Source organism: Polynucleobacter sp. MWH-UH2A, assembly GCF_018687195.1.
In the GTDB taxonomy this organism is placed as follows: Bacteria; Pseudomonadota; Gammaproteobacteria; order Burkholderiales; family Burkholderiaceae; genus Polynucleobacter.
Genome location: NZ_CP061321.1, coordinates 674,423 through 700,247 on the forward strand (window position 1 = coordinate 674,423; position 25,825 = coordinate 700,247).

23 protein-coding genes, 1 tRNA gene, 1 other RNA gene and 2 pseudogenes are annotated in these 25,825 nt (G+C 46.2%); 8 read left to right on the forward strand and 19 right to left on the reverse strand.

The window, feature by feature from the left end:
• Positions 1-12: 12 nt before the first annotated feature.
• Genes IC571_RS03695 through IC571_RS03705 form a run of 3 tightly spaced genes read right to left on the reverse strand, consistent with a single transcriptional unit; the run spans position 13 to position 2,716 of the window.
• Positions 13-1,158: a glycosyltransferase family 9 protein gene (locus tag IC571_RS03695; protein ID WP_215317800.1), complete on the reverse strand. Its 1,146-nt coding sequence runs from the start codon at positions 1,156-1,158 to the stop codon at positions 13-15.
• 11 nt (positions 1,159-1,169) lie between these two features.
• Positions 1,170-1,958, reverse strand: a complete 789-nt coding sequence (locus IC571_RS03700; protein WP_215317477.1) for a glycosyltransferase family 2 protein — start codon at positions 1,956-1,958, stop codon at positions 1,170-1,172.
• Positions 1,955-2,716: a glycosyltransferase family 2 protein gene (locus IC571_RS03705; RefSeq protein WP_215317478.1), complete on the reverse strand. Its 762-nt coding sequence runs from the start codon at positions 2,714-2,716 to the stop codon at positions 1,955-1,957. Before IC571_RS03705 ends, IC571_RS03700 begins: the two co-directional genes overlap by 4 nt.
• Before the next feature lie 10 nt (positions 2,717-2,726).
• On the opposite strand from IC571_RS03705, the gene msbA reads away from it, so the two are divergent.
• A complete protein-coding gene (gene msbA, locus IC571_RS03710) occupies positions 2,727-4,490 on the forward strand; it encodes a lipid A export permease/ATP-binding protein MsbA (RefSeq protein ID WP_215317479.1) in 1,764 nt (587 codons plus the stop codon).
• A gap of 12 nt (positions 4,491-4,502) precedes the next feature.
• Here the strand turns inward: msbA and rng are convergent, their stop codons facing one another.
• The 8 genes and pseudogenes from rng to IC571_RS03750 all read right to left on the reverse strand — a co-directional run bounded on the left by rng (position 4,503) and on the right by IC571_RS03750 (position 11,190).
• Positions 4,503-5,966: a ribonuclease G gene (rng, locus tag IC571_RS03715; RefSeq protein ID WP_215317480.1), complete on the reverse strand. Its 1,464-nt coding sequence runs from the start codon at positions 5,964-5,966 to the stop codon at positions 4,503-4,505.
• Entirely contained in the window at positions 5,963-6,586 is a 624-nt protein-coding gene (locus tag IC571_RS03720) for a nucleoside triphosphate pyrophosphatase (protein ID WP_215317481.1), read from the reverse strand. The genes rng and IC571_RS03720 overlap by 4 nt, the downstream gene beginning before the upstream one ends.
• Before the next feature lie 4 nt (positions 6,587-6,590).
• Entirely contained in the window at positions 6,591-7,034 is a 444-nt protein-coding gene (gene rlmH / locus IC571_RS03725; RefSeq protein ID WP_215317482.1) for a 23S rRNA (pseudouridine(1915)-N(3))-methyltransferase RlmH, read from the reverse strand.
• Positions 7,035-7,051: 17 nt separating this feature from the next.
• Positions 7,052-7,435: pseudogene (gene rsfS / locus IC571_RS03730) on the reverse strand (ribosome silencing factor); the annotation flags it as partial.
• 42 nt (positions 7,436-7,477) lie between these two features.
• Positions 7,478-8,191, reverse strand: coding sequence for a nicotinate (nicotinamide) nucleotide adenylyltransferase (gene nadD / locus IC571_RS03735; RefSeq protein ID WP_215317484.1), 714 nt, complete (start codon positions 8,189-8,191; stop codon positions 7,478-7,480).
• Entirely contained in the window at positions 8,188-9,099 is a 912-nt protein-coding gene (hemF, locus tag IC571_RS03740; RefSeq protein ID WP_215317801.1) for an oxygen-dependent coproporphyrinogen oxidase, read from the reverse strand. Before hemF ends, nadD begins: the two co-directional genes overlap by 4 nt.
• A 46-nt stretch (positions 9,100-9,145) precedes the next feature.
• A complete protein-coding gene (gene purD / locus IC571_RS03745) occupies positions 9,146-10,423 on the reverse strand; it encodes a phosphoribosylamine--glycine ligase (RefSeq protein WP_215317485.1) in 1,278 nt (425 codons plus the stop codon).
• Between the two features lie 47 nt (positions 10,424-10,470).
• Positions 10,471-11,190 carry a YebC/PmpR family DNA-binding transcriptional regulator gene (locus tag IC571_RS03750; RefSeq protein WP_215317486.1) on the reverse strand — a complete coding sequence of 240 codons (720 nt, stop codon included), beginning with the start codon at positions 11,188-11,190 and terminating at the stop codon, positions 10,471-10,473.
• A gap of 152 nt (positions 11,191-11,342) precedes the next feature.
• Here IC571_RS03750 and IC571_RS03755 point away from each other — a divergent pair.
• Positions 11,343-11,427: transfer RNA gene (locus tag IC571_RS03755), tRNA-Leu, on the forward strand.
• Between the two features lie 71 nt (positions 11,428-11,498).
• Here the strand turns inward: IC571_RS03755 and IC571_RS03760 are convergent.
• The 3 genes from IC571_RS03760 to lptF all read right to left on the reverse strand — a co-directional run bounded on the left by IC571_RS03760 (position 11,499) and on the right by lptF (position 14,772).
• Positions 11,499-12,440 (reverse strand): CysB family HTH-type transcriptional regulator, encoded by a 942-nt coding sequence (locus tag IC571_RS03760; protein WP_215317487.1) that lies wholly within the window; start codon positions 12,438-12,440, stop codon positions 11,499-11,501.
• Between the two features lie 65 nt (positions 12,441-12,505).
• Positions 12,506-13,660, reverse strand: a complete 1,155-nt coding sequence (lptG, locus tag IC571_RS03765) for an LPS export ABC transporter permease LptG (RefSeq protein ID WP_215317488.1) — start codon at positions 13,658-13,660, stop codon at positions 12,506-12,508.
• Positions 13,657-14,772, reverse strand: coding sequence for an LPS export ABC transporter permease LptF (gene lptF, locus IC571_RS03770; protein WP_215317489.1), 1,116 nt, complete (start codon positions 14,770-14,772; stop codon positions 13,657-13,659). The genes lptG and lptF overlap by 4 nt, the downstream gene beginning before the upstream one ends.
• 189 nt (positions 14,773-14,961) lie before the next feature.
• Between lptF and IC571_RS03775 the strand changes: the two genes are divergently transcribed.
• The 6 genes from IC571_RS03775 to IC571_RS03800 all read left to right on the forward strand — a co-directional run bounded on the left by IC571_RS03775 (position 14,962) and on the right by IC571_RS03800 (position 21,901).
• Positions 14,962-16,566, forward strand: coding sequence for a leucyl aminopeptidase (locus IC571_RS03775; protein WP_371742906.1), 1,605 nt, complete (start codon positions 14,962-14,964; stop codon positions 16,564-16,566).
• An 11-nt stretch (positions 16,567-16,577) separates the two neighbouring features.
• Positions 16,578-17,042 carry a DNA polymerase III subunit chi gene (locus IC571_RS03780; RefSeq protein WP_215317491.1) on the forward strand — a complete coding sequence of 155 codons (465 nt, stop codon included), beginning with the start codon at positions 16,578-16,580 and terminating at the stop codon, positions 17,040-17,042.
• A 12-nt stretch (positions 17,043-17,054) separates the two neighbouring features.
• The gene (gene lgt / locus IC571_RS03785; RefSeq protein WP_215317492.1) at positions 17,055-17,846 is read left to right on the forward strand and encodes a prolipoprotein diacylglyceryl transferase; all 792 of its coding nucleotides are present in this window, start codon (positions 17,055-17,057) and stop codon (positions 17,844-17,846) included.
• A gap of 59 nt (positions 17,847-17,905) precedes the next feature.
• The gene (locus IC571_RS03790) at positions 17,906-19,210 is read left to right on the forward strand and encodes a malonyl-CoA decarboxylase domain-containing protein (protein WP_215317493.1); all 1,305 of its coding nucleotides are present in this window, start codon (positions 17,906-17,908) and stop codon (positions 19,208-19,210) included.
• Between the two features lie 150 nt (positions 19,211-19,360).
• The gene (locus tag IC571_RS03795) at positions 19,361-20,341 is read left to right on the forward strand and encodes a tripartite tricarboxylate transporter substrate binding protein (RefSeq protein ID WP_215317802.1); all 981 of its coding nucleotides are present in this window, start codon (positions 19,361-19,363) and stop codon (positions 20,339-20,341) included.
• A gap of 36 nt (positions 20,342-20,377) precedes the next feature.
• On the forward strand, positions 20,378-21,901 hold the full coding sequence (locus tag IC571_RS03800) for a malonyl-CoA synthase (protein ID WP_215317494.1): 1,524 nt from the start codon (positions 20,378-20,380) through the stop codon (positions 21,899-21,901).
• A gap of 14 nt (positions 21,902-21,915) precedes the next feature.
• Here the strand turns inward: IC571_RS03800 and IC571_RS03805 are convergent, their stop codons facing one another.
• The 5 genes and pseudogenes from IC571_RS03805 to IC571_RS03825 all read right to left on the reverse strand — a co-directional run bounded on the left by IC571_RS03805 (position 21,916) and on the right by IC571_RS03825 (position 25,730).
• On the reverse strand, positions 21,916-22,734 hold the full coding sequence (locus IC571_RS03805; RefSeq protein WP_215317495.1) for a sulfite exporter TauE/SafE family protein: 819 nt from the start codon (positions 22,732-22,734) through the stop codon (positions 21,916-21,918).
• Positions 22,735-22,953, reverse strand: a non-coding RNA gene (gene ssrS / locus IC571_RS03810) — 6S RNA. It abuts the gene before it with no gap.
• Positions 22,954-23,052: 99 nt separating this feature from the next.
• Positions 23,053-23,328 (reverse strand): annotated as a pseudogene (locus IC571_RS10530) (cell division protein ZapA); the annotation flags it as partial.
• Positions 23,249-23,521: a hypothetical protein gene (locus tag IC571_RS03820; RefSeq protein WP_215317496.1), complete on the reverse strand. Its 273-nt coding sequence runs from the start codon at positions 23,519-23,521 to the stop codon at positions 23,249-23,251. The gene IC571_RS03820 and the pseudogene IC571_RS10530, both read right to left, overlap by 80 nt.
• Positions 23,522-23,612: 91 nt before the next feature.
• Entirely contained in the window at positions 23,613-25,730 is a 2,118-nt protein-coding gene (locus tag IC571_RS03825; protein WP_215317497.1) for a TonB-dependent receptor, read from the reverse strand.
• Positions 25,731-25,825 lie beyond the last annotated feature (95 nt).

A 25,825-nucleotide genomic window follows, 5' to 3' on the forward strand; every position in this document is an offset into this window, starting at 1 on the left:
TACCGAACTACTTTAGCCTAAGATTTTTTCCACCTCAGCAATCACTTGACTAGGTTCGAGCAGGTCAAGACATTCACTATTGCTATCAGCGCGATCTAGACAACCTGCTTTACGACAAGGAGCGCATTCACCAGGGCCTTGCAAGATCGTAATATTGCCAACCGTTTGGGTGCGAGCGCGTAATTGATAGGGTTGTGTGCCAATAAAGCCATTGGGCCATGGACCAAAATTAGTGGGTGGCGTAGCGCCAAACAAGGTAATCGTTGGAATATTACAAGCTGCAGCTAGATGAGTAATGGAGGTATCCACCCCGATATACAGCACTGCATTTCTGAGGAGGGCGCCAGCTTGGGGAATCGAGAGTTTTCCGGCGGTATCAATTACCTGAACGCGAACATCATCACTCAATAAGGCCAGAATATCTTGGTTGAGTTGCAAATCTTGTTTAGCGGGCGATGCACTGAGAACCACTTGAAGCCCGCGCTGAACTAAGTAAGTGATGAGCGCTTGCCAATGTGCAAGTGGCCAACGTTTGTAGGCTGTCAGTGGGCCGGGATGCAATACTACATAGGATTGTGTAAGTTGACTGGCAATCACAGGGGTTAATGCTTCTCCAACAGGCGGGGTGACATTGATGGGCTGTGAAAATAAATCCGATGGATCCTGAACGAATGCCTCAAGCAAACGCAATTTTTCCGTGATGACGTGTTGATTGAAATAATCGACTTCGACCGTGTGCATGGAAACAAACTTCTTCCATGTATTTTGTTTCTGGGTTTTATCTCCGGATGCGCTTTGCTTACCTTGAGGATGCCCTCCAAGGACACCAACCCTACGAAATGCCGCAACTAGACCATATAAATAGGCTCGATCACTAGGTTGAGTGACAAATGCCAGGTCATAGCGCTGAAAGAGTCGATTAAATAATGAGAGATATTCCGCTAAACCAGGACGATCCGATGTCCCAATGATTTGCGCAATATCCGGATTGCCCTTGAGCATATCCATCTTGCCCTTGTAGCCCAGAAAATGAAATTCCGCATCAGGCCAAAGCTCTCGTGCTTTACTAATCAATGGAGTGGTGACAAGTACATCGCCAATTTGCCGAGTGGCAATGAACAATACTTTTTTGGGCTTGAAGTTAGATAGGGACTTCATCACAGATTTTTTCAGAGAGCCTTAGCAAGAATTTTTTCACGAACACGACGGGCATTCTCGGCAGCATTGCTTTGATCATGTATTTTATGGAAGAGATGCAGTACTTCCGTTGCCCATGAACCTGACTTCCGTTTGATGTGATGATGCTGCAAACGGAAAACAAAATCGGCATCTTCATGACCCCAACCAGTCATGGTTTCATCAAAGCCATTGATCGCTTGTGCATCGGCTTTCCAGCAAGCCATATTGCACCCTTTAATACGGCGCCACACAAACTTTTTATAAACACGCCAAGACCCATCCCCCAACTTGATTTTGAGGGGCCAATATTTATTGATTTGACCAGTCAACCGATATTTCAGGAGATTAGACTTGAATAGTCTGTAGTCCCACTTGCCCCTTTTGCTAGATGCAGTCAGCTCTTGCGTTAATTGCTCGTTCAATAAAACGCGACTGCCTGTGACTAAGAACCCTGTTTGCGAAAGGGCGCGATGTTGCGCTACGAAGTCCGGTTGAACAATGCAGTCCCCATCTAGGAACACTAAGTAATCTCCTTTGGCATGCTCAATTGCTTGATTCAGAATTTTGGTTTTACGAAAACCCCGGTCCTCTTGCCACAGATGGGTGATTGGAAGAGAGGTTTGCGCTTTAAACGCATCGATAAGATCTTTGGTGCTGTTGGTAGAGCCATCATCAGCAATGATGATTTCAAAATCCCGATCGGTTTGAGTCTCTAATGATTCAAGGCAGAGCTTTAGCGCTTGTGGCCAGTTGTAAGTGGCCAACAAAATCGAAATCATTTACGCGCTTCCTGATTCAGATGCCAAAGCTTGATATAGCGGTAGTAGGTGCCTTGACCATTTGAAATGGCCAAGGCAAATCCCTGACTGCCGTCCAAGAATCCGGCACGAATGAAGTAGGTACGTATGAAAGCCCAGGCGCCATGCAAGACCGCCTTTAAGGGGTTGCTGGTTTTGCCTTTGGCAAATGCTTGTTCAGCAGAGGCGGTCGAGTAGCGATCCAGCTTTTGTAAAACTTGGGAGTAATTCATAAAGCTGTAATGCAGCATGGGGTTTTCTAATTTGGCGACTGGGCCATTCGGAATAAGTCTCTCATGTACTAAATCGTCTGAAAAGCGAGCGCTTCCTCGCTTAAATAAGCGGTCAACATAGTCAGGCGACCATCCGGAGTGGCGAATGAACCGACCGCAATACCAAGACAGTCTGGGGATGGCAAAGCAATCCACATGGGCGCTGTGGTGGATGGCAGTCAAAATTTCAGATCTCAGGGCAGGGGTAAGGCGCTCATCCGCATCTAAAGAGAGCACCCAGTCGCCTGTAGCAAGGTCCAAGGCACGGTTCTTTTGGGGGCCAAAACCTGGCCAATCCGGGGGTTGGGCAATGCTTGCGCCATATTTTTGGGCAATTTCTAGGGTGCGATCAGTGCTATTGGTGTCGACCACCACAATCTGCTCGGCAATTCCATCTAAAGAGGCTAGACAGTCCTCTAAATTGGCCTCTTCGTTGCGGGTGATGAGTATGACGGATAAGGTGGGCATAATTCATTATATGAATGCTCAAGACCGTACCGCACTAAATCGCTTAATTACCTATCTAAAACCCCATATTGGGCTGATTGTGGGCTCCCTATTGGCTATGGCAGTGGTCGCTGCTGCCGAGACATCCATACCCGCTCTGATGAAGCCCTTGTTGGACCGTGGCTTCACTGGACAGCTCAACACCAAGCTTTGGCAAGTGCCTGTGTTTTTGGTTGGCTTGGCTTTGGTGCGCAGTTTGGCGCAATTCTTATCAAACTACTTGTTGACTCGCGTGATCAATGCTGTGCTCCTAAAACTCCGTGAGCAAATGTTCCAGACATTGCTTCATGCCAGCACAACATTCTTTCAGAAAAATTCTGCATCGAGCTTAATTAATGCTGTGGTGTTTGAAGTCAATAATGTGCTGTCAATTATGGGTGGCATGTTAATTAGTCTCGTGCGTGACTCATTAACGGTGGTCGGTTTAATGGGCTACCTAATTTATTTAAACTGGAAATTGACTCTCGTTGTTCTATTCATCTTTCCTGTGATTGCATTCATCATGAGCAAGATTAATCGACGTTTGAGATCACTCAATCGTGAACAACAAAATTTAACCAGTGAGTTGGCGTATATCGTTGAAGAGTCTGCTGCAGGTTACAAAATTGTGAAGGTACATGGAGCTCACGAGTATGAGATGAATCGCTTTATGCAAAAGGCGGAGCGTTTGCGTCAATTTGCTCTGAAGTCTGCAGTCGCAGGGGGTTTAAATCAACCGATTACCCAGTTAATTGCATCAATGGCCTTATCAATCGTATTGGTGATTGCCTTGATGCAGTCGGCCACAGAAGGTACTACCGTTGGTGGATTCGCTGCTTTTATTACGGCAATGATGCTAGTGATTTCCCCCTTAAAGCATTTGGCAGATATCAATCAGCCATTGCAGCGCGGACTGACTGCGGCTGAAATGATATTTGGTCTAATGGATCAGCCATTTGAAGAGGCTGAAGAGCGTCGCCTGAATATGCAATCTTTGGATAAGGCTAAAGGCGCAATTCGATTTGAGAATGTTGGTTTCTCTTATCAGCAAGAGCAAGGTCGCAAAGATGCACTCAGCAACATTAATTTAAATATCAAGCCTGGTGAAATCGTCGCCTTCGTTGGACCTTCAGGTGGTGGTAAGTCGACCTTAGTCAATTTATTACCTCGATTCTTCAGGCCTACTAGCGGGCATATTTATTTGGACGATCATCCTTTAGAAGATATTGTGCTTGCCGATGTCAGAAAACAAATGGCATTTGTAAGTCAGGATGTGATTTTGTTTAATGACACGATTGCGGCTAACGTAGCTTACGGTGCTACTAGCGAAAAGGGCATTGATCGTGGACGCGTGATGGAAGCTTTGGAAGCTGCCAATCTGAGTGCCATGATTCGTGAGCTTCCAGACGGTATTGATTCCTTGGTGGGGGATAACGGCAACCGCTTATCTGGCGGACAACGCCAGCGCCTAGCCATTGCTAGAGCAATCTATAAAAATGCGCCTATATTGATTTTGGATGAAGCTACTTCAGCCCTGGATTCAGAGTCAGAGCGTCAGGTGCAAGATGCTTTGGAGCGCCTCATGGCGGGTAGAACCACTTTGGTAATTGCGCATCGCTTATCCACGATTGAGCATGCAGATCGTATTGTGGTGCTTGAGCATGGCCGCATTGTTGAGAATGGCTCGCACGAAGAGTTGATCAAGCAAGACGGCTTATATGCCAATCTTCATCGCATTCAGTTTGCGAACGCTTAATACGCCAAAGAACTAACTAAGAACGATATCGTACTGTTCTTGGCGGAAGCTACCTTCTGCCTGCAAGGTGATGGGCTTGCCAATGAAGTCACCTAACTGCGCTAAAAATTGATTTTCTTCTTCCAGGAAGAGATCAATGACATCAGGTGCGGCAACGATCCTAAATTCGCGAGGATTAAATTGACGATGCTCGCGCACAATTTCCCGCAAAATCTCATAACAGATAGTCTGCGCAGTTTTGATTTCTCCCTTACCGGTACAGGTGGGGCAAGGCTCGCAGGTGATATGGGCCAGTGATTCACGAGTGCGTTTGCGCGTCATCTCCACTAAGCCTAGGGCAGAGAAGTCGCTTACTGAGGTGCGGGCGTGATCTCTCTCAAGATTGCGTTTAAGTTCATTTAGCACCGCTTCTTGATGATCTTTGCTAATCATGTCAATGAAGTCGATGATGATGATGCCGCCAAGATTACGGAGACGCAGTTGACGGGCGATCGCTTGAGCAGCTTCAAGATTAGTTTTAAAGACAGTGTCATCTAAATTACGCGCACCAACATAGCTGCCCGTATTCACATCAATCGTTGTCATGGACTCTGTTTGGTCAATCATGAGATAGCCGCCAGACTTGAGATCAACCCGACGACCAAGTGCCTTATTGATTTCAGCATCGACATCGAATAGATCAAAGAGGGCGCGTTCGCCACGATGCAAGGTAAGTTTGCCCAATAAGTTGGGCATGTACAGATTGGCAAAGCCTTTGAGTTTTTCAAAGTTCTCGGCAGAGTCCACCCGAATTTGCGTTGTTTCCTCACCGGCAACATCGCGTAGGACGCGCTCAGCAAGACTGAGGTCTTGGTATAGCAAGCTGGGGGCAGCCTTGTGCTTCATGGCCTCACGAATGCTTTCCCAAGTGGTTCTGAGGTAATGCATATCGTGCTGTAATTCAGTATCGGTAGCATCTTGAGCGCTGGTGCGGACGATAATCCCGCCTTTTTCGTCTTCGACCATCAAGCTCGCTAAGCGTGCTTTGATAGCTTCACGCTCCTCCGGTTGGTCAATGCGCTGAGAGACGCCAATATATTTCTCGGTAGCGACATCAGTACCTGCTGGAGGTAAATAAACTAGATTACGACCCGCAATACTTAATTGAGTGGTTAAGCGGGCACCCTTAGTACCAAGCGGATCTTTAAGGACCTGTACTAGCAGTGTCTGACCTTCAAACAATAACTTCTCAATTTGAGCCTGTGGATTGTTTTGGGTGATATCCGCCACATGCATAAATGCAGTGCGCTCAAGACCAATTTCAATAAAGGCAGATTGCATGCCTGGTAGAACTCGGACAACCTTTGCGAGGTAGATATTGCCAACAATACCTCGCTGACGGGTACGCTCAATCTGCAGCTCTTGAACTGCGCCTTGTTGAATTAAGGCAACGCGCGTTTCTTGCGGGGTGATATTAATCAGAATTTCTTCATTCATATGCGGGTAATTCGCGCGTGATCTAGTAGTTGGGCGGTTTCGTAAAGCGGAAGCCCCATGATACCGCTATAACTCCCATTGATCTTGGAGATAAATGCGCCAGCACTGCCTTGGATGCCGTAGGCACCAGCCTTCCCAAAAGGCTCTTTGCTGGCGATATACGCATCAATTTGTTCTGTGGAAAGAGGGGTAAATTGCACCTCCGAAATCTGCACAACACAGTTTGGCGTATCTTCCGGTTTGCTCGTAAGGGCAACAGCCGTTAATACTTCATGAGTTTTGCCGCTTAGCATCTCTAGAATTCGGCGAGCATCGTTTTCGTCAATGGGTTTCCCAAGAATTTCACCATCGGGACTATTGGGCAGGCTCACTGTAGTGTCAGCACACAGAATAGGTGCCCAGGGCAGACCGCTTTGTTTCCAACGTGCGAGTGCCAGTGATGCTTTGGCTAGTGTGACGCGTTTCACATAATCACTTGCTTTTTCTTGAGGTAAGGGGGTTTCAATACTTTCGACATCTTCACCGGCTACAGGAAGCAGCATTTCATAGCGCACGCCAATTTGCTTTAAAAGTTCTTGGCGTCTAGGACTCTGTGAGGCAAGATAAATAAAGTTGCTCAATTGCTCACTCGCGATGATAGGGATGGCCTTGCAGAATCGTCCAAGCACGATAGAGTTGCTCTACTAGCAACACTCTAGCCATTGCGTGGGGCAGTGTGAGGCTGGATAGTCTCCACATGGCTTGCGCATGACTCTTTAAGTCAGCGTCTAATCCATCAGCTCCGCCAATCAAAAAGGTAATATCAAAGCCTTCTTGGCGCCAATTGGCTAGTTGCGTTGCTAAGTTTTGCGTAGTCTGGTCTTTGCCACGCTCATCTAGCGCAATAACACGCGATCCTTTCGGAATCGCAGCCAGAATCTTTACGGCCTCTTTAGCTGGAGTTAAATCCGGTTTAATTTCTTTGATTTCAATACTGCAATCGGAGGGCATGCGTTTGATGTAATCCTGGGTTGCGGTAGCAACCCAGTCCGGCATTTTATGGCCAACGGAAACAATAGTTAAGCGCATTGGCTAAGCGTGAATTACTCTTCGTCGGGCTCGCTTGCTTTGGGGAGACCCTTATCGCCAGCCAATTTCACACGCACGGGCTTAGCACCCCACATACCTTCGAGTTGGTAGTAAGAGCGCAACATGGGCTGCAAAATATGCACCACGATATCGCCGCAATCCACTAGCACCCACTCCCCAGTTTCTAGTCCTTCAATTGAAATGACTTCACCACCTTTGGCATTAACTTCTTCCTTAACAGACATCGCTAAAGAACGGGTTTGGCGATTGCTAGAGCCGGTCGCAATGATGACGCGATCAAAGAGCTCGCTCAGTTTGCTGGTGTCATAGACGCGAATATCCTGCGCTTTAACATCTTCTAAAGCATCAATGATGACGCGTTGTAATTTTCGTAAATCCATAGTCGTATCGTTATTCTACTGTTGAGTGTGATCTTAGCTTGATTACTGATACAAGCCCAGATTGTGAATAATGCTCAGGGTATGAGATGGAATGGCTTCAGCCTCAATCGAATTGCGAGCTGTTTTCAGCTGGTTTCTAAGGTTTGTCGAAGAAAGATCAACTGCTAGTGTCTCATCTATATAGATAAGGCCAAATGCTTGGTTTTCAAGAGCACTCGTTTCCATTGTTTGATGGGCATCGAGGAATTGCTTTACTGTGTGGTTTACTTCAGTATCACTATTTAACCCGAGATCGTGATGGGGTCTGCTGGCTACCGCAAAATTAACGTAATGAATGAGCTCTTGCCAAGAGTTCCAGCTCGGAAGCGCATTTAATGAATCGGCACCCATTAACCAAATGAGGCTAGCCTCAGCACCAAATCGCTCACGTAATGCTTTGACAGTGTCAATAGCGTAGCTTGGCCCCGCGCGATCAATTTCAATGCGGTCAATACCAATTTGAGTGGGGATCTTCAAATATAGAAATGCTCTGGCTAAATCAATACCAGCAGCCTCTGTTAGTTGATAGCGGATTTCAGCGGGGGTGATACCGCTGCCTTTTTGCCAGGGTTCACCGCTTGGGATCAACAACACAGTGTCGAGATGCAAGAGTTTTGCAAAGTGGCTGGCAAGTTTTAAATGGCCTACATGGGGTGGGTCAAAGGTGCCACCCAAAATGCCTATACGTTTACGAGTGCTTGTGTTTGTAGTGCTCAAGCTAACCAATCACGCGGTTTGAGGTAATAGTCATAGAGCTTAGCCTCGGGTGTGCCAGGCTCCGGATGCCAGTTGTAGCGCCATTGCACCACAGGTGGCATTGACATCAAGATGGATTCGGTACGCCCGCCTGAGTGAAGGCCAAAGATGGTGCCGCGATCGAAGATGAGGTTGTATTCCACATAGCGACCACGACGATATTCTTGGAATGACTTTTCTTCTGCCGTAAAGGAATCTTTGTAGCGCCTCTCCACAATGGGTAGATAGGCATTAATAAAGGCATCACCTACGGCGCGCGTCATGGCAAAGCTTTTCTCAAACCCTAATTCATTAAAGTCATCAAAAAATACACCACCAATACCGCGAGGCTCTTCGCGATGCTTCAGATAAAAGTACTCATCGCACCATTTCTTAAAGCGAGGGTAGAGTGAGTCGCCAAAGGGGTCTAGTGCGTCTTTAGCCGTTTGATGAAAGTGTTTGCAATCTTCATCTACGCCGTAGTAGGGTGTTAGGTCAAAGCCGCCACCAAACCACCACACTGGCTCCTTATCAGGCGCTTGCGCAATAAAACAGCGCACATTCATATGCGTAGTGGGTACTTTGGGATTATTCGGATGGAAGACCAAGGAGACCCCCATCGCCTCAAAGCTACGACCCGCTACCTCAGGGCGATGATGTGATGCCGAGGGTGGCATTTGATCACCGCGAACATGGGAGAAACCAACCCCACCTTTTTCTAAAATATTGCCGCCATCCAGGATGCAGGTGCGACCATATCCTTTGAGTTTGCTGTCCTCAGGCTTATGCCATTCATCGGCGACAAAGGCTTTGCCATCTAAAGCACTCATTGCGCTAGTGATGCGATCTTGCAGCCCAAGAAAATAATTCTTTAAGGCTGCTATATCGATTTGGGTCTGTTCAGCTGACAAAAGAGGCAATCTTTATTTTGAGTATTTATTTAATAGCGCGGTAACCAATGTCTTTGCGATATTGCATGCCGTCAAATTCGATTTTGCTAATTGCGTCATAAGCCTTTTGTTGGGCACCTTTTACAGTATCTGCTAAACCAACAACGCAGAGAACTCGCCCGCCAGAGGTCACAACTTTGCCATCTTGCAATTTGGTGCCCGCATGAAAGGTGATCTGATCATCCGTATCAGCTGGTATGCCAGTAATGACATCACCATTGCGTGGAGTGTCTGGGTAATTGTGAGCAGCCAGTACTACGCCAAGCGCCGTACGACGATCCCATTCGAGTTCCACTTCATTGAGCTTGCCATCAACAGCGTGGTCAAGCGCATTTACGAGATCACTACGCAAGCGAGCCATGATCGGTTGGGTTTCTGGATCGCCCATGCGGCAATTGAACTCAAGGGTTTTGATTTTTCCATCAGGTGCGATCATAAGTCCTGCATACAAGAAGCCGGTATACGGCAAACCATCTGCTTCCATACCTTTAACGGTTGGCATGATGACTTCGCGTAAGGCGCGCGCATGAATTTCCGGTGTAACTACAGGAGCAGGGGAGTAAGCACCCATGCCGCCAGTATTAGGGCCTTGATCGGCATCTAATAAACGTTTGTGATCTTGGCTAGTAGCTAGGGCAAGCACATTTTTTCCATCAACCAGAACAATGAAGCTTGCTTCTTCACCAGTGAGGAACTCTTCAATCACCACACGTGCGCCAGCATTACCTAATTTGTTATCAGCCAGCATCATGTCTACTGCAGCATGCGCCTCATTCAGGCTCATGGCGACAACTACACCTTTGCCTGCAGCAAGACCATCTGCCTTAATCACAATCGGCGCACCTTTGGCATCAATATAAGCATGCGCTTCTAATGCATTAGAAAATGTTTGGTAGTCAGCAGTAGGAATGCCGTGCCGTTTCATGAAGGCTTTAGAAAAGTCTTTTGAGGACTCCAGTTGGGCAGCCAATTGTGTTGGGCCAAAAATGCGTAAACCGTTATTTCGAAAGACATCCACAATACCTGCTGCTAGTGGTGCCTCTGGACCCACTACAGTGAGGTGAATCTTTTCGCGTTTAGCAAAATCTGCCAATTCTTGAAGACCTGTAATCGGAAGATTCTCAATCCCAGCCGCAGCTTGTTTGGCAGTAGCAGTGCCGCCATTACCTGGTGCTACATAAACAGTTTGAATTTGCGGGGACTGAGCCAGTTTCCAAGCTAGGGCATGTTCGCGTCCACCAGATCCAACGAGAAGAATTTTCATAATGGCAAATATCAGAAAGAATGAATAGGGTTATAAGGCGAATAGAGTTACAGGGCGGCGTTGGTAAATACTTCTTGTACATCATCCAGATTCTCAAGCGCATCGAGTAGCTTTTGCATGCTCTCGGCTTGTTCGCCTTCAAGCGAAATTTCGGTTTCAGGGCGCATGGCAATCGTAGCCAGCTCCGCTTTTAATCCCGCTTTGCTAATGGCATCTTGCACTTTTGGAAAATCAGGCACGGGTGTGAGTACTTCAAAAGATCCATCGTCATGACTAATCACGTCATCGGCACCAGCATCTAATGCTACTTCCATGAGTTGATCTTCATTGGTCCCTGGTGCAAATAACATTTGGCCACAATGCTTAAACAAGAAGGCAACGGATCCTTCGGTACCCATATTGCCGCCATTTTTATTGAAAGCATGACGCACTTCAGCAACGGTACGAGTCCGGTTGTCAGTTAAGCAATCCACGATGATGGCGGCGCCATTGATGCCATAGCCTTCATAACGGATCTCTTCATAGCTCACGCCCTCCAAAGTGCCGGTGCCACGCTGAATAGCCCTTTGCACGTTATCGTTCGGCATATTAGAGTCTTTGGCTTTATCAACAGCCAAGCGTAGACGGGGATTTGTAGCGAGATCGCCGCCACCTAGTTTGGCAGCAACGGTAATTTCTTTAATGAGTTTGGTCCAAATCTTGCCGCGTTTTTCGTCTTGACGTCCTTTGCGGTGCTGAATATTGGCCCATTTCGAGTGGCCGGCCATACGGGTAAGTCCTTTACATTATTTGGCTATAAGACCCTATTTTAAGGGGTACTGAAAGCGAGGTAGGGGGCATAGAGGCAATTTTTGTTACACTCTCATGTCTTAGCTATAGCAATTTGGCTAATACAGCAGAATTTCCACTGCAAACACCTGCCTCGGTGATGGAATTGGTAGACGTGCCGGACTCAAAATCCGGTGCCGCAAGGCGTGGCGGTTCGAGTCCGCCCCGAGGCACCATCAATTGAACTTGGTGAACCTAATTCAGCCCCATTCAGACCCACTTGAATCATTCGCACCTAAGTCTGCGATCAGATCTCGTATGTCTCTGCCTTCTCATTCATGGCCTGTTCAACTATTTTCTTGGTCAATGTTGGTGAGAACAGTTCAATGAAGGTATACACGAATGAGCGAAGATAGGCGCCTTGCTTGACGCCGATGTGAGAAACGTTGTTTCCAAATAAATGTCCTACGTTAATCACTTTGAGATTGCGATCTCGATCAGGGTCGTATGCATGGCCTGCAACAATACCAATTCCCATGCCTGCTTCGACATAGGTCTTGATTACGTCAGCATCAATGGCTTCCAAAATAATGTCAGGCTCGATGTTCCGTTGCGCAAAGGCTGCATCAATTTTGCTACGACCAGCAAACGCTTTGTCGTAAGTAATGATGGGGTACTTAGCGATTTCTTCTAAGGTAACGTTTGCTTGATTTAGCAAGGGGTGGCTGAGTGGAACCATAATCACGTGTTGCCATTGGTATCCCGGTAGAGCAAGAACCCCAGGCGTATTCGCAATGCCCTCTGTCGCAATTGCGATATCTGCACGATCATGGATGAGGAGCTCAGCAATTTGTCCTGGGCTACCTTGTTGAATACTGACGCGTACCTTTGGAAAACGTTTCGTAAATTCAGTGAGCACTTTAGGCAATGCGTAGCGTGCTTGAGTGTGTGTGGTTGCAATAACGAAGTTGCCTTGGTCTTGACTCGCAAAATCTTTACCCACGCGCTTTAATGTTTCCACTTCATCCAAAATGCGCTCGATAGAAACCAAGATGCGTTTGCCGGGCTCTGTTAGCGAACGAATACGTTTGCCGTGCCTGCGGAAAATTTCTACACCGAGTTCATCTTCTAGCTCAATGATGGCTTTAGAAACGCCGGGCTGAGACGTAAAAAGGGCTTTTGCTGCAGCCGTCAAATTAAAGTTCTGCCGAACAGCTTCGCGGACAAAGCGAAATTGATGCAAATTCATGAAAAGGACTCCTATCCATATATCTACATAGATATATGGAGTAGATTCTATATGAATTTTAGATATTAGGCTTTAGAAACCCATCTCAGCGCAGCAAGGGCCAAGAGGAAGTAGAGCATCGGGGGAATCAGTGCTGTTAATAGCGCTGGCCATGCACTGAGTAAGCCCACGTTCGAGAATAAAGAATTAAAGAGTTGGAAGCTCATGCCCAGCATGATGCCGCCAAAAACTTTAATACCGACGCTACCAGCGCGTACCTTTAAGTAAGCAAACGGAAGGGCTAAAGCAAGCATCACGAAAATCGTGAGGGGGTAGACCACTTTTTTCCAAAAGGCGATTGCATGGCGCTTGGCATCCTGTTTATTTTCTTGAAGATGCGCAATAAAGCGAGCCAGACTCACAATCGACATTTTTTCCGGACTAATTAACAGCACATTCAGAATCTGTGGCGTTACTTCTGACTCCAGCGTCAAGATGGGGTGGGTTAAGGTTTGTGCGCTAAATACGGGATTGAGTGGATCCGATTGTTTAGTTTCTTTGAAGCGGGTCTCAGTTACATCGTTGAGAACCCAGATGCCGCTCTCATCAAAGTGACCAGAAGGTGCGCTACGAATGGATAGCAGGTTGTAGGTATCGTTAAATTCGTACATGCGGATATTGCGAATCTCATTGTCCTTATCGACATTGCCCACGTTCACATAACGAACTCCGGGCCGCACGGGGCCGCTACCATCTTCATCACGCAGACGATCTTTCACCCAAACGCCAGTCTTAAATTGGGATGAGTAAGTGGCGCCCAACGCCTTCATGCGGATCTGCTCTGATTTGTTCTCGGCATAAGGGCCGGCCCATTCGCTCATCACCAGCGTTAGCACGACCAGTGGTACGGATATCTTAGTCAGCGCAATCAGACCCCGTTTGACGTCGAGTCCAGCAATTCTCAAGATGGTGAATTCAGATTGGCTGGCTAACATGGCAAATACATAAATACTGCCGATTAGACCTGCGATCGGAATAATCTCTGAAATACGACCAGGTGCTTTCAATAAGACATGCAAGAGCGCCAACGGAAGGGTATAGCTACCTTGTACTGATCCGAGTTCACTCAAGATATCAAAAAACAGAAACAGCGCTACCAAGGCAAACAAAATAAAGCCAAACGCAATATAAATTTGCTTGGCTAAATAGCGTTCGTAGATGTAGGGGAAGAGCAATTTCATTTTTTGGCCAATGCAGCAGGCAACTGACGGCGCCACCACTTCACAGAAGGATTGATGCGATTACGAATCAACATGGTTGCAATCAGTAAGGCCAGTATGTGAATAGGCCAGATACCAACAAACACACTGAACTTACCTTGAGCAACAAAATTTTGGGTCAGATTGAGTAGATTGCTATAAATCAAATAAATGAGAACCGCATAAAACATGGCGGTGTAGTTACCGAGGCGGGGGTTTACATAGGCAAGCGGTATAGCGATTAGCACCAAGCCCAATGCCATGAGTGGCAGGCCAATTCGCCAGAGTAGCTCTGCGCGGTTTGCGTTAATCGCATTCGGATTGCCATCGTTGAGTAACTCAGAAATCGTTTTTTCTCTATCGCGGGGTGCTGGAGCCAATGCTTCCTTACTCCGAATCTTTGTCGTGTAGTCATTAAATTCCAAGATTCGGAAATCGGGCTCTGTGGGATAGCCTTCATAGCGACGACCATTGCGCAGAACAATCGATTTTTCTCCGCCTTCCGAATTTTGAATAAATCCAGTAGATGCGACAGCAATGCTAAGACGCCCGTTCTTGTTATCCGCAACAAATATATTCTTCACTTCACTCTTATCGACATCAAGCTCTTCAATGAAGAAAACGCGCTCCGCACGAGCGGACTCCTTGAATTGCCCTGCGCTTACCATTGAGACGTCATCTCGTTGTTGAAAGCGTTGGCTAATAAGTGTTGTTTCTCGATTAGCCCATGGCCAGACAAACAGCGCGAGGAGGGCGATCACAATGATGAGTGGCGTAGCAAATTGCAAGATCGGCCGTATCAAATTACTAATGCTCAGACCGCTAGCAAACCAAACAATCATTTCGGAATCTTTGTACCAACGCACCAAGACGATGAGAGTGGCAACAAATAGTGAAACGGTCAATAAAACAGCAAGGTAGCCCAAGGTGGCTAAGGCGATTAGAACGATTGCGTCCTCTGGGTTGACGGTGCCGTTAGCTGCATAACCCAGGATTCGAATCACCAAGGTTGTCACCATAATGGTTACCAGTACTAAAAAGACCCCACCAGTAGTAAAGCTAAGTTCGCGGCGTAGGGCACTTTTGAAGATCATGGGCGGGGTATTTGTCTGGGGCTAAATTCGGGCTAAGTTTTGGCTTTTGGGGCTTGATTGCTGATCAGTGGGCTTAGACAAATTAGGTTAATCTCATGTCGGAGGATAATGGATAAACAACGTCAATTTGTAGCTTTAGCCCTTAATCGACCTAAAACACTGTAATAAATAACGCAATCCATCATGACTATTCAATTTAGTACCAAGATTTTCTCTCAAGCAGACCTTCAAAGCGTCAAATCTCTTAAATCCAGCCTAAAGACCCTATTGGCTCAGGCGACAGATTGTTTGGTTTTAGCTTATGCCAAAACGGATTTGGATGGATTTGCTGGCGCAAAGGGTGCAAAAACAAAATCGGGCCTTTTGGCTGAGTTAGATACGTTGTTAGGCGGGGCTGTTGCTCACGCTAACGTATTGGGTGATCTAGATAGCAAACCAGCATCGGTTTGCGTATTAAGAGCGGACAAATCATGGTCTGCCAATGCTGTGAAAGCGAAACGGGTGCTACTGATTTGCTTAGGTGATTTGCACTTAGCATCCGATCGCAGTCTTCGTGCCTACTCTAAAGTTGCTCGCGCAGGATTAAAAGCATTAAGTGGTGGCTCTATCGAGAATGCAATTTGGTTTGCTCCAAGCTTTACGCATTCAAAGGCGACAGAAACAATTGGTCAAGAAGTGCGTCTGACAATTCAGTATGCAGGTGATCAGGCTTATCGTTTTGGCGTGCGCCAGCCCGCCATGAAATTTAAAGCCAAAGATAAGGCGGATACCTTCAAGCAATTGGTGTTTGCGGGTAATGATGCGTGTGCAAAAGAGTTGAAACTTGCTGTGGAGCAAGGTGGCGCGATGGTCGAGGGCATGAACCTAGCGAAGGATTTAGGTAACTTGCCGCCGAATGTTTGCACGCCTACTTATCTAGGAAAAACAGCGCAAGGCTTGGCCAAGAAGGCAGGGCTCAAAGTAGAAGTCCTTGGCCTCAAACAAATCCAGGCTTTGGGTATGGGGTCTTTCTTGTCTGTGGCTCAAGGGTCTGAAACGCCACCTCAATTTATCGTGATGCGTCATCAAGGTGGTAAGGCGGGTGAAGCGCCTATTGTGTTGGTGGGCAAAGGAATTACTTTTGATACGGGTGGGATTTCATTAAAGCCAGGTGAAGCCATGGATGAAATGAAATACGACATGTGCGGTGCTGCATCCGTGATCGGAACAATGTATTCCACTGGGTTAATGAAGTTGAAGAAGAACGTCATTGGCGTCATCCCCACTTGTGAAAATATGCCATCAGGTAAGGCAACACGTCCTGGCGATATTGTGAAGAGTATGTCAGGGCAAACGATTGAGATTCTGAATACTGATGCAGAAGGCCGTTTAATTTTGTGTGATGCGCTGACCTATGTTGAGCGCTTCAAGCCTAAGGCAGTGATTGATATTGCTACCCTGACAGGTGCCTGTGTGATTGCCTTGGGTCATGTTCATAGTGGCTTGTTCTCAGATGATGAGGATTTAGTTCATGCCATCACCAAAGCAGGTCAAGACTCTTTGGATACGGTATGGAGATTGCCATTGGATGCTGCCTATCATGAGCAGTTGAAGTCCAATTTCGCGGATGTGGCCAATATTGGTGGTCGTCCTGCTGGCAGCGTTACTGCGGCATGCTTTCTCTCACGCTTTACCGAAAAATACAAATGGGCGCACTTGGATATCGCCGGCACTGCATGGAAGAGTGGGGCGGCTAAAGGGTCTACCGGACGCCCTGTACCTTTGTTGGTGAATTTCTTGCTTGAGCAAAAATAAATCTAGCAACTATGGCAAGAATTGATTTTCACAGCAATGTAGCTGACAAATTGGAATATGCGTGTCGCTTGACGCGCAAAATTTGGAGTGCCACACCAGAAGGTCAGCCCGTTCGCAATATCGTGATTGTTGGTGAAAAGGCGGATTTAAAAAAACTCGACGAATTACTTTGGTCGTTTAGTCCTGTGGATTTTTTGCCGCACTGTTTCATTGACGATGAAGCTGCCGCTGAAAACCCAATTGTGCTCAGTGAGAGCTTTGCCTCACCTTCACTTGATTCCATTCCGCATGCCGATGTCATGATTCATCTGGGTGTGCGTATGCCTGCTGATGTGCCGGCGCTGGTAGCAAGGTTTCCACGTATTGTTGAGGTAGTTACGGTCAATGAGGCTGAGCGTTTAGCAGGGCGCGAGCGCTATAAAGCGTATCGCGAGCTTGGTCATGAACTGCATAACTTTGACCAATCTAAAAGCTAATTTCGATTTTTCATGTTGATTCATCCACAGTTTGACCCTGCCGCAATCCGCATTGGTTCCTTTGCGATTCACTGGTATGGGTTGATGTATCTCATGGCATTTGCCCAATTCTTATTGCTAGGTCGTTTGCGTATTCGCGCGCCACGTTATCAAGCCTTGGGTTGGACCTATAAAGATTTAGAGGATTTACTGTTTGCTGGCGTCTTGGGCGTAGTGCTAGGAGGCCGCATTGGTTACACCTTGTTCTATATGCCTGGGTTTTATTTTTCACACCCGCTGAATATATTGAAGATCTGGGAAGGCGGTATGTCTTTCCATGGCGGCCTCTTGGGAGTGTTAATTGCTTTGCTTTGGTTCGCAAAAAAGAAGGGTACGCAATTTTTTGTTGTGAGTGATTTGGTTGCTCCCTTAGTTCCGTTTGGATTGGCTTTCGGGCGCCTTGGTAACTTTATTAATGGTGAGCTTTGGGGCAGGCCAACAGATTTGCCTTGGGCGATGGTATTCCCTTTGGTAGATTCCGTGCCGCGTCACCCATCGCAAATTTATCAATTACTGGGTGAGGGTGTCTTACTTGGTTTAGTTTTATGGATCTACGCAAGCAAGCCTAGAAGAGTGGGGCAAATCTCAGGTCTGTTCTTGCTGGGCTATGGTTTGTGCCGCTTTTTGGCGGAATACGCTAGAGAGCCTGATGCTTTTCTAGGCCTCTTGGGTCTTGGCTTATCTATGGGTCAGTGGCTTTGCGTGCCGATGATCGTGTTTGGTATCTATCTAATACAACGCCGGTCGGCGTCTTTGGCTACATAATTTAATAGAGTGCAGTACGATTCTGTTTAATCTTTGTAGGTTATTAGAGGGTTACTTAAATGCTTGAAAAGCTAGCAAAAGCGCGATATTTCTCACGAGTCACTGGTGCGGTAAATCGTCTGATTTCCGAGCGAGGTGAGTCAAACGCCTTGAGCATGGCTGATGACGTCTTTAATAACTATCGCAAACTCACTAAAGATCAGCATCTTAAGTTTTTTACTTTCTTATTCGAGAAATTAAATCCAGACCCTGCTGCTGTAGTGGCAGCAGCGCAAAACTTTTCTAGTGAGGCTAGTGCGCGTAACTATATTAAGTTGCAACGCGTGACTGAGCCACCACGACAAGAATTATTTCGTCGCCTCAATCGTGCAACCAATGGAACTGCCGACTTAGTTGCAATGCGTCGTGATTTATTGCAACTCTTAGATAAGCAGCCTGAGTTGACTGCGGTGGATTTTGATTTGCGTCATCTCTTATCTTCTTGGTTTAACCCCGGCTTTCTGAAAATGCATCAGGTGGACTGGAAGTCCCCAGCAGAAGTCTTGGAAAAGTTGATTCAGCATGAGGCAGTTCATGCCATTGACGGTTGGGATGATCTGCGCAGGCGCCTGCAGCCTGACCGTCGTTGTTTTGCTTTCTTTCACCCACAGTTGCCCAATGAGCCATTGATCTTCGTTGAGGTCGCTCTGCTCCCTGAAATTCCTGCAGTCATTACCCCTTTGGTGGATAAAAAAGCGGAGACTGTGCACCAAACCTCTCAATACAAAGTTGCTGCCTTCTACTCCATTAGTAACTGCGAACCCGGTTTACGTGGCGTCTCGATGGGGAATTTCTTAATTAAGCGCGTCGCCGAGAAATTGCATGCCGAATTCCCTGGAATTAAAACCTTTGTAACACTTTCTCCTATTCCAGGATTTATGGACTGGGTTGCTGCGGGCGCTGATATTAGTGATGAGAAAACGGGCGTGCAATTAAAGCCAGCCGTTCGATTAGCTCGAGAGCAATCTTTGGAGGTGTTAGATCTTGCTAAGCGATCCTGGGCTGAGCGACTGAGTGCTGGATGGCATCCCGATTCCGCGACAGAAAAAGAAAAGTCCGCTTTGCTTTGTCTTGCCAGTATTTATTTGGCCTTGGGATCAGCTGGCAGAAACGGTAATCCAGTAGCTAAATTTCATTTGGGTAATGGCGCTAAATTGCATCAAATTAATTGGGCGGGGGATTTATCGCGCAAAGGCTTGCGCCAATCAGCCTCTTTGATGGTCAATTATTTATATGATCTCTCTTCTGTTGAAGAGAATCATGAGCGATTTACTCATGGAGAAATTGATTATTCACGTGCGGTAGGGCGTTTAATGCAGTTGTAAGCGTGAAATAGCGGGAGATGTTTCCAGAGGAAAATTTGAGGTATTCGTTCTAAAATGCCAAAAGCGCAGGAACGACATGTCCCAAAGCAGTATTGCGGTTGTATATAAAAAATATAAAGATCGATGTAGGCTACGGAGGAGTACAAAATGATGAAGTATTTAACATTAATGACCTGGTTTAAAAAGGTTCTGCTAATTGCGTGTTTGACCCCTATGGTCGCAATCGCGCAAGATTGGCCAAATAAGCCCATTACATTTATTGTTCCTTTCCCTGCTGGCGGGGGAACAGATGCTTTTGCAAGACCCTTAGCGGCGCAATTGACAAAACAGTTGGGCAAACAAATTGTGATTGATAACCGTGGTGGTGCCGGTGGCACATTGGGTGCCTCAATCGCAGCAAAAGCAGCGCCAGATGGTTATACATTCTTTATGGGCGCCGCTCACCATGCGATTGCTCCTGCTATGTACCCCGCATTGGATTACGACATCGAAAAGAGTTTTGTTCCTGTGGCAATGGTTGCTAATCCACCGCAGGTAATCGTGGTGAATCCTAAGAATGTACAAGTCAGAAGCCTGAAAGAATTTATTGATCTGCTGAAAAAGAATCCAGGTAAATTTAATTACGCTAGTGCTGGAAATGGCTCCTCTCACCATTTGGCTGGGGAGCAATTTAAGATGCTGACGAAAACTTTCATTACGCATATTCCTTACCGCGGCGCTGGGCCCGCAATGCAGGATCTGATTGCGGGGCAGGTTGATGTCGAGTTTGACGGACTAGGATCATCTGCAGCGCAGATTAAGAATGGCTCAATTGTTGCTTTAGCAGTTGCATCTCAAAAGCGTGCTCCTGGCTTTCCTTCAATTCCTACTGCGGCTGAAGCGGGTTTAGTCGGTTATGAGGTTTCCACTTGGTATGGTCTATTTGCTCCAAAGGGAACACCACAGCCAATTATTGACAAAATGATTGTTGAAGTACAAAAAGCAATTAATACCCCTGACTTGAAAACAATCTGGACTAACAATGGCTCAGATACTCCGAATATGTCAGGCGATGCTTTTGGCAAATTTGTGGCAGCTGACATTAAACGTTGGGCGGCTGTAGCAAAAGCATCGGGTGCGAAATTAGATTAATACTTCATTCTTAAAATTGTTTAATTAGAGGCTTCAATGAATTTGTATTCAGTATTGGAAAAAGGCTTTCCAAAAGATAAATCAGCCTGCGCGATTGAAACCCATGATGGTTTGTATTACTCCTGGAGTGATTTAGAGCGTGCTACTGCCAAGCTGGCAAATTTATTAAAGAGCTTGAAGCTCCCGGCTGGTGCTCGAGTCGCAGTCCAGGTTGAGAAATCTCCGGAAGCTCTCTTCTTATATTTGGCAACCATCCGTGCTGGTTATGTTTATTTGCCGCTCAATACCGCTTATCAAGCAGCTGAGATGCAATATTTCATTGAGAATGCTGAGCCTGCATTAGTGGTGTGCAGTAGCAAGAACTATTCCTGGGTATCGAAAGTTGCTTCTAAAGCGGGAACCAAACATGTTCTCACCTTAGATGATGATCGTACGGGTAGCTTGCTCGAGCGTGCGGGTAAGTTGAGCGATGTATTTAAGACAGTTGCCACTAAAGATGATGATTTGGCTGCCATCCTGTATACCTCTGGTACTACAGGGCGTAGCAAAGGCGCGATGTTGACCCACAAGAACTTGTATAGCAATGCCCAGGTATTGCAAAAGTATTGGGGTTGGATAAAAGGCGATGTACTTTTGCATGCTTTGCCTATTTTCCACGTACACGGTCTTTTTGTGGCGGCACATGGTGCATTGATCAACGGTAGCAAGATGATTTGGTTACCACGCTTAGACGTATCGCAGTTAATCCATCACATGCCAAAGTCCACTGTATTAATGGGTGTACCCACTTTCTATGTGCGCCTGTTGGCTGATAAAGGATTTACGAAGAAGGTAACCCGCAATATGCGCCTGTTTATTTCAGGATCTGCACCATTGCTGACTGAAACCTTTAATACCTTCAAAAAGGTGATTGGACAGCCGATATTGGAGCGCTACGGCATGAGTGAGACCGTGATGTTGGTTTCCAATCCATACAAAGGTGCACGTGTAGGCGGCTCTGTTGGTTTGCCATTGCCGGGCGTGAAGGTGCGTGTAGTCAATGAAAACAATAAGCCCTGTGGTGTAAATGAAATCGGCAGCATTCAGGTAAAAGGCCCAAATATATTTAAGGGCTACTGGCGTATGCCGGAAAAGACCGCAGAAGAATTTACTAAGGACGGTTGGTTTAAGACTGGTGACGTAGGTCGCTGGGGCGGAGAAGCAAATGGCGGCAAAGCTCCAAACGATTACTTATGCATCGTTGGTCGTAGTAAAGACTTGATTATTTCTGGTGGATACAACGTATATCCAAAAGAAATTGAAGGCTTTATTGATGATATGGATGGCGTTGATGAGAGCGCCGTGATCGGTATTCCGCATCCTGATTTTGGTGAAGCAGTTATGGCAATCGTTGTGCCTAAGAAGGGCGCTAAATTAAATTCCGAAGCGATGATCGCCACTCTAAAAACTCAGATTGCGAACTTTAAGATACCTAAGCGCTTGGAGATTGTTGCAGATTTACCTCGTAATGCGATGGGTAAAGTGCAGAAGAATATTCTGCGCCAGCAATACAGTAGTTAATAAACTAGAGCTGTTTAGAAACCAAATGCCTTGCGGCTTTCATTGAACATGAAGGCTGCAAGGAAAAACAGCATGATGCCAAAGACGCGTTTGAGTTGAGCGACGTTCAGTTTCCTGGCCATCTTGGCACCAAAGGGGGCTGTAAAGATACTTACGATCACAATGCAGGCTACTGCAGGTAAATAAACAAATCCCATTGAGCCTTCTGGAAGATTGGGGTTGCCCCAGCTGCCATACATATAACCAAGAGTTGCAGCCATTGCGACTGGAAGTCCCAGGCCTGAAGAGGTTGCCATTGCTGTGTGGGGCTTTACATTGCACCAAAGCATAAATGGCACGGTAATAAAGGCGCCACCTGCGCCAACCAAGCTAGCTAAAGCGCCGGCGAAGGCACCAAAGGAGAAAAGACCAATAACGCCAGGTAGATCTCTGCCTGCGGTAGGTTTTTTATTCAACAGCATCTGAATCGATGTGTAGACAATGAAGATGGCAAAGAATAATGAAAGCCAAGAAGTCTTAAGTGCTTCAAATAATTCACTGCCACCAATGAGGCCACCAAAAACCATTCCGGGGCTAAGTGCGGCAACGAGCTTCCAATCAATTGAGCCATGTTTATGGTGAGCCCAAATTGCTGAAGAGGTAGTAAACAAAATCGTAGCCATGCCTGTAGCAATAGCCATGTGCACAATCACCTCTTGATTAAAGCCGAGGTGATTAAAAACAAGGATCATGAACGGCACCAAGATCATGCCGCCACCAATGCCCAGAAGTCCCGCTAAAAATCCAGAGATGCTTCCGCAAAGCATCAGCATCAAGATATCGCTTAGTAACATGAATTCCCCGCCTTAGCCGCTAGGCCGTCATCCTGAACCCAAAGGTTCAAGGTGGAACGGCTACTTTGTTTCGGGTGCATTAAGGAACTCAGGGAGTAACCAAGTCTAAGTTGGTACTGTGAACTCGCAAAACGCTCACGCCCACAAGGTAAAGATCGTTCCGGATGCTTGCGCATCGGTTCAAGGAACTATTGGCCTTGGCGAACCAGGCAGGGAAAGGGTTTGCATCAAAGTGTCTACCTGCTCCTCAAGACCGCGAATCTCTGCTTGAAGACGAGTAACTTCATCGGAGCTCACATTCGAAGAAGGACTTTGTTGCGTTTGATTATTTTGTAACTTAATTAGATCGCCAGCAATTTTGAGAGCGGCCATCATGCTAGCGCGCTCAATACTGCGATTGCCACCGCTAATCGCCAGTTGAATTTGTTCATCAACCAATACACAGGCTGCACGAAGCAGTGGTTCATGTTCTGCGCTGGTGGCTAGAGTGATCTTCTGACCGGCAAGAGTTACTTCAATGCGTTGTTGGCTCACTGTCGTCCTCTGGATTGGTTGTTGGAATTGTTTCGCCAAGTAAATTGAGTTGGCGTCCATCGTTTTGCTCAGGCAAACGACTCAAGATACGTTGTACTCGCTTTTGAGCATCCTCAATCTTGCCCTCAAGTTGCACACGACTCTGTGTCAGATTACGCACAGCATCTTGAATGAGAGAAATCTTTTCAGACAAACGCTGAAGTGACGTACTCAGGTCATCAAGACTGGGAGGTAGGGAGGTTGGCTCGCTCATATGGGCATTGTAGCCTTAGGCGCAGACGAATGGCGTGATCTCAGTTTGGAGGCTAAAGGAGCAGTCCAAACCGAGTCTATCGCTGAATTGATTAATTAAAGCTGTATTTTAATGTTGCGTAAATTGATCTAGGTTCGCTAGGGTAGTAAGAGTACTTACTTGAGACATTACTCGGTGCAGTTCCGTAGGTAGAGTATTGTGCGTTACCCACATTCTTGATAGTAAAACGGGCTTCTAAAGCCTGAAATTTATAGGATGTAAAAATATCTCCTACAACATATGAAGGCATTACAGGAGAGGCGCTGTAATAACTTGGGCCAGTATCGTAGTGTTGATTGCTTACGTAGTTTACAACTCCACCCAGAGTCCAATTGCTTGTAATCATATAGTTTGCTCTAGCGTTGAGAAGTGTGTCTGGAACTATAGGAATTGCATTTCCCGAATATGGGCCGTTGGCATAATATGATTTTTGATACTTTCCACCAGCTCCAATATTCCATGAGGTTCCTAGGTTAGATGCTATATCGAATAAAACGCCAGTGCGGTTAGTTTGGTATGGAGAATTGTAGTTATAACCAGTTGCTGGGTTATAACTAATTTCATTTTGCGTCATTGATTTAAAAAGCGACGAAGTTAGTCGAGAGCCCAACATCGTCCAGTTGCCACCAATTTCATAGGTTTGGGTAGTTTGTGGTTGTAGGATTCCGCTAAAAACCATAGTGGTTGTGTAATTGGGAGGTGGTCCATATGAAAATCCCCAGTACTCATCAATGTTTGGAAATCTAAACGATTGATTCCATTTGATGTACGCCCTTTGGCCAGGGAGGTAATTGGCATTTAATGCAACATCTCCAGCATTGGCGGAATATTGTTGATTATTGGTTACAGTGCCATTCGCCGCAGAAATTGATGTGCTCGATGTTGAGGCTTGTTGTACTTGTCTTCGAAATCCACCGCTTGCTTCGAATATCTTATTGAAAGGTACTTTTTGGATTATGTAGACTGAATTATTGATTTGAGTTGCGCTTTGTGAGTCACTAATTAAGTTGTTGTAGTAAGTACCTCCGTTATCTGCTTGGTTTGCAAGAATAGTTGATTGAGATTGTGGGCTGTAACTATTGCTTCCGGCTTGATTTGCTTTTGAGAAATCGTAGCCAACTATAGTGGTGCCTATATTGGAAATATTTGCTTTAATTCGGGGTGACACTGCAAGTTGCCAGCCTTGAAGTTTATTGTTCATTGCTGAGCCCGCGGTATATGCGTCAGCAAAGTAATCTGCTTGGGGTGTGTAAGCGAATGTAGTTTTTTTGTTGTATGAAGTATCAAGCTCTGCAACAAAATTCTCATCTATTGTTTTCGTAAGCCCCTGTCTAAATCCTGAATTATTTGTAGTCAAATTATTTCCAGCATTTTGTGGTCGGACTGATAGTGGGTTGCCAGACCCAACAAGTCCAACCACTGGACTTGCTAGTTGTGAGTTTGTATAGGCGTAATAAACATCGAAAAATAATCGATCCCCATTTCCTAGGTTCTGCGAAATTTTTCCATCTATCGAATATGCGTTTGCGGCGGTGTTGGGTCTCCATCCATTTGTATTTGATGTATTTGCACTGAGCTGATAAGTCGTCTCACCAACGGCATTTTTAAAAACAGCATTATTGATGGAGGTTCCCCAACTGCCATAAGTGGTGGATGCCTGATTAATGCTTTTTTTGCCGCCATTAGTGATGATATTTATAACGCCACCGACAGCGCCGTTACCGTACTGCACACTGGCGCCCCCTTGAAGTATTTCGATGCGTTCAATGGAGTCGATTGGAATGGATTCCCAATCGATGTTTCCTGAGTCAATAGGATTTATGCGAATGCCATCCACCAAAACGGCGGTCGTACTGTTGCCTGTAGGGCCAAATCCACCCATATCAACCGAGGCATCTAAATTTAATGAGCTTGAATTTAATCCTGAAACGCGTAGACCACCAATTTGTGAGAGTACTTGAGGGATTGTGTTCGAGCTTGAATTTTCAATTTCCTCGCGGGTGATGATATTTACATTTGCCGGCACCTCATTTAAGTTTTCTGCAAAACGTGATCCAGTGACTATGACTGTTGACTGAGAGTTTTGTGCGAATGTATTGCTGGGGCTTATGAGTGAATATGCAATGCCACAAAGCAAGGCAATTTTCTTCTTACTGAACTGCTGTTTCATTTTTAACTTTCTGTTGTCGAATACCTGGCTCACTTCCCCGTAAGCTGGGTCGAACAGAATTTCTTGTGCAGGAGATTGGCGTCAATTGGGCGTCA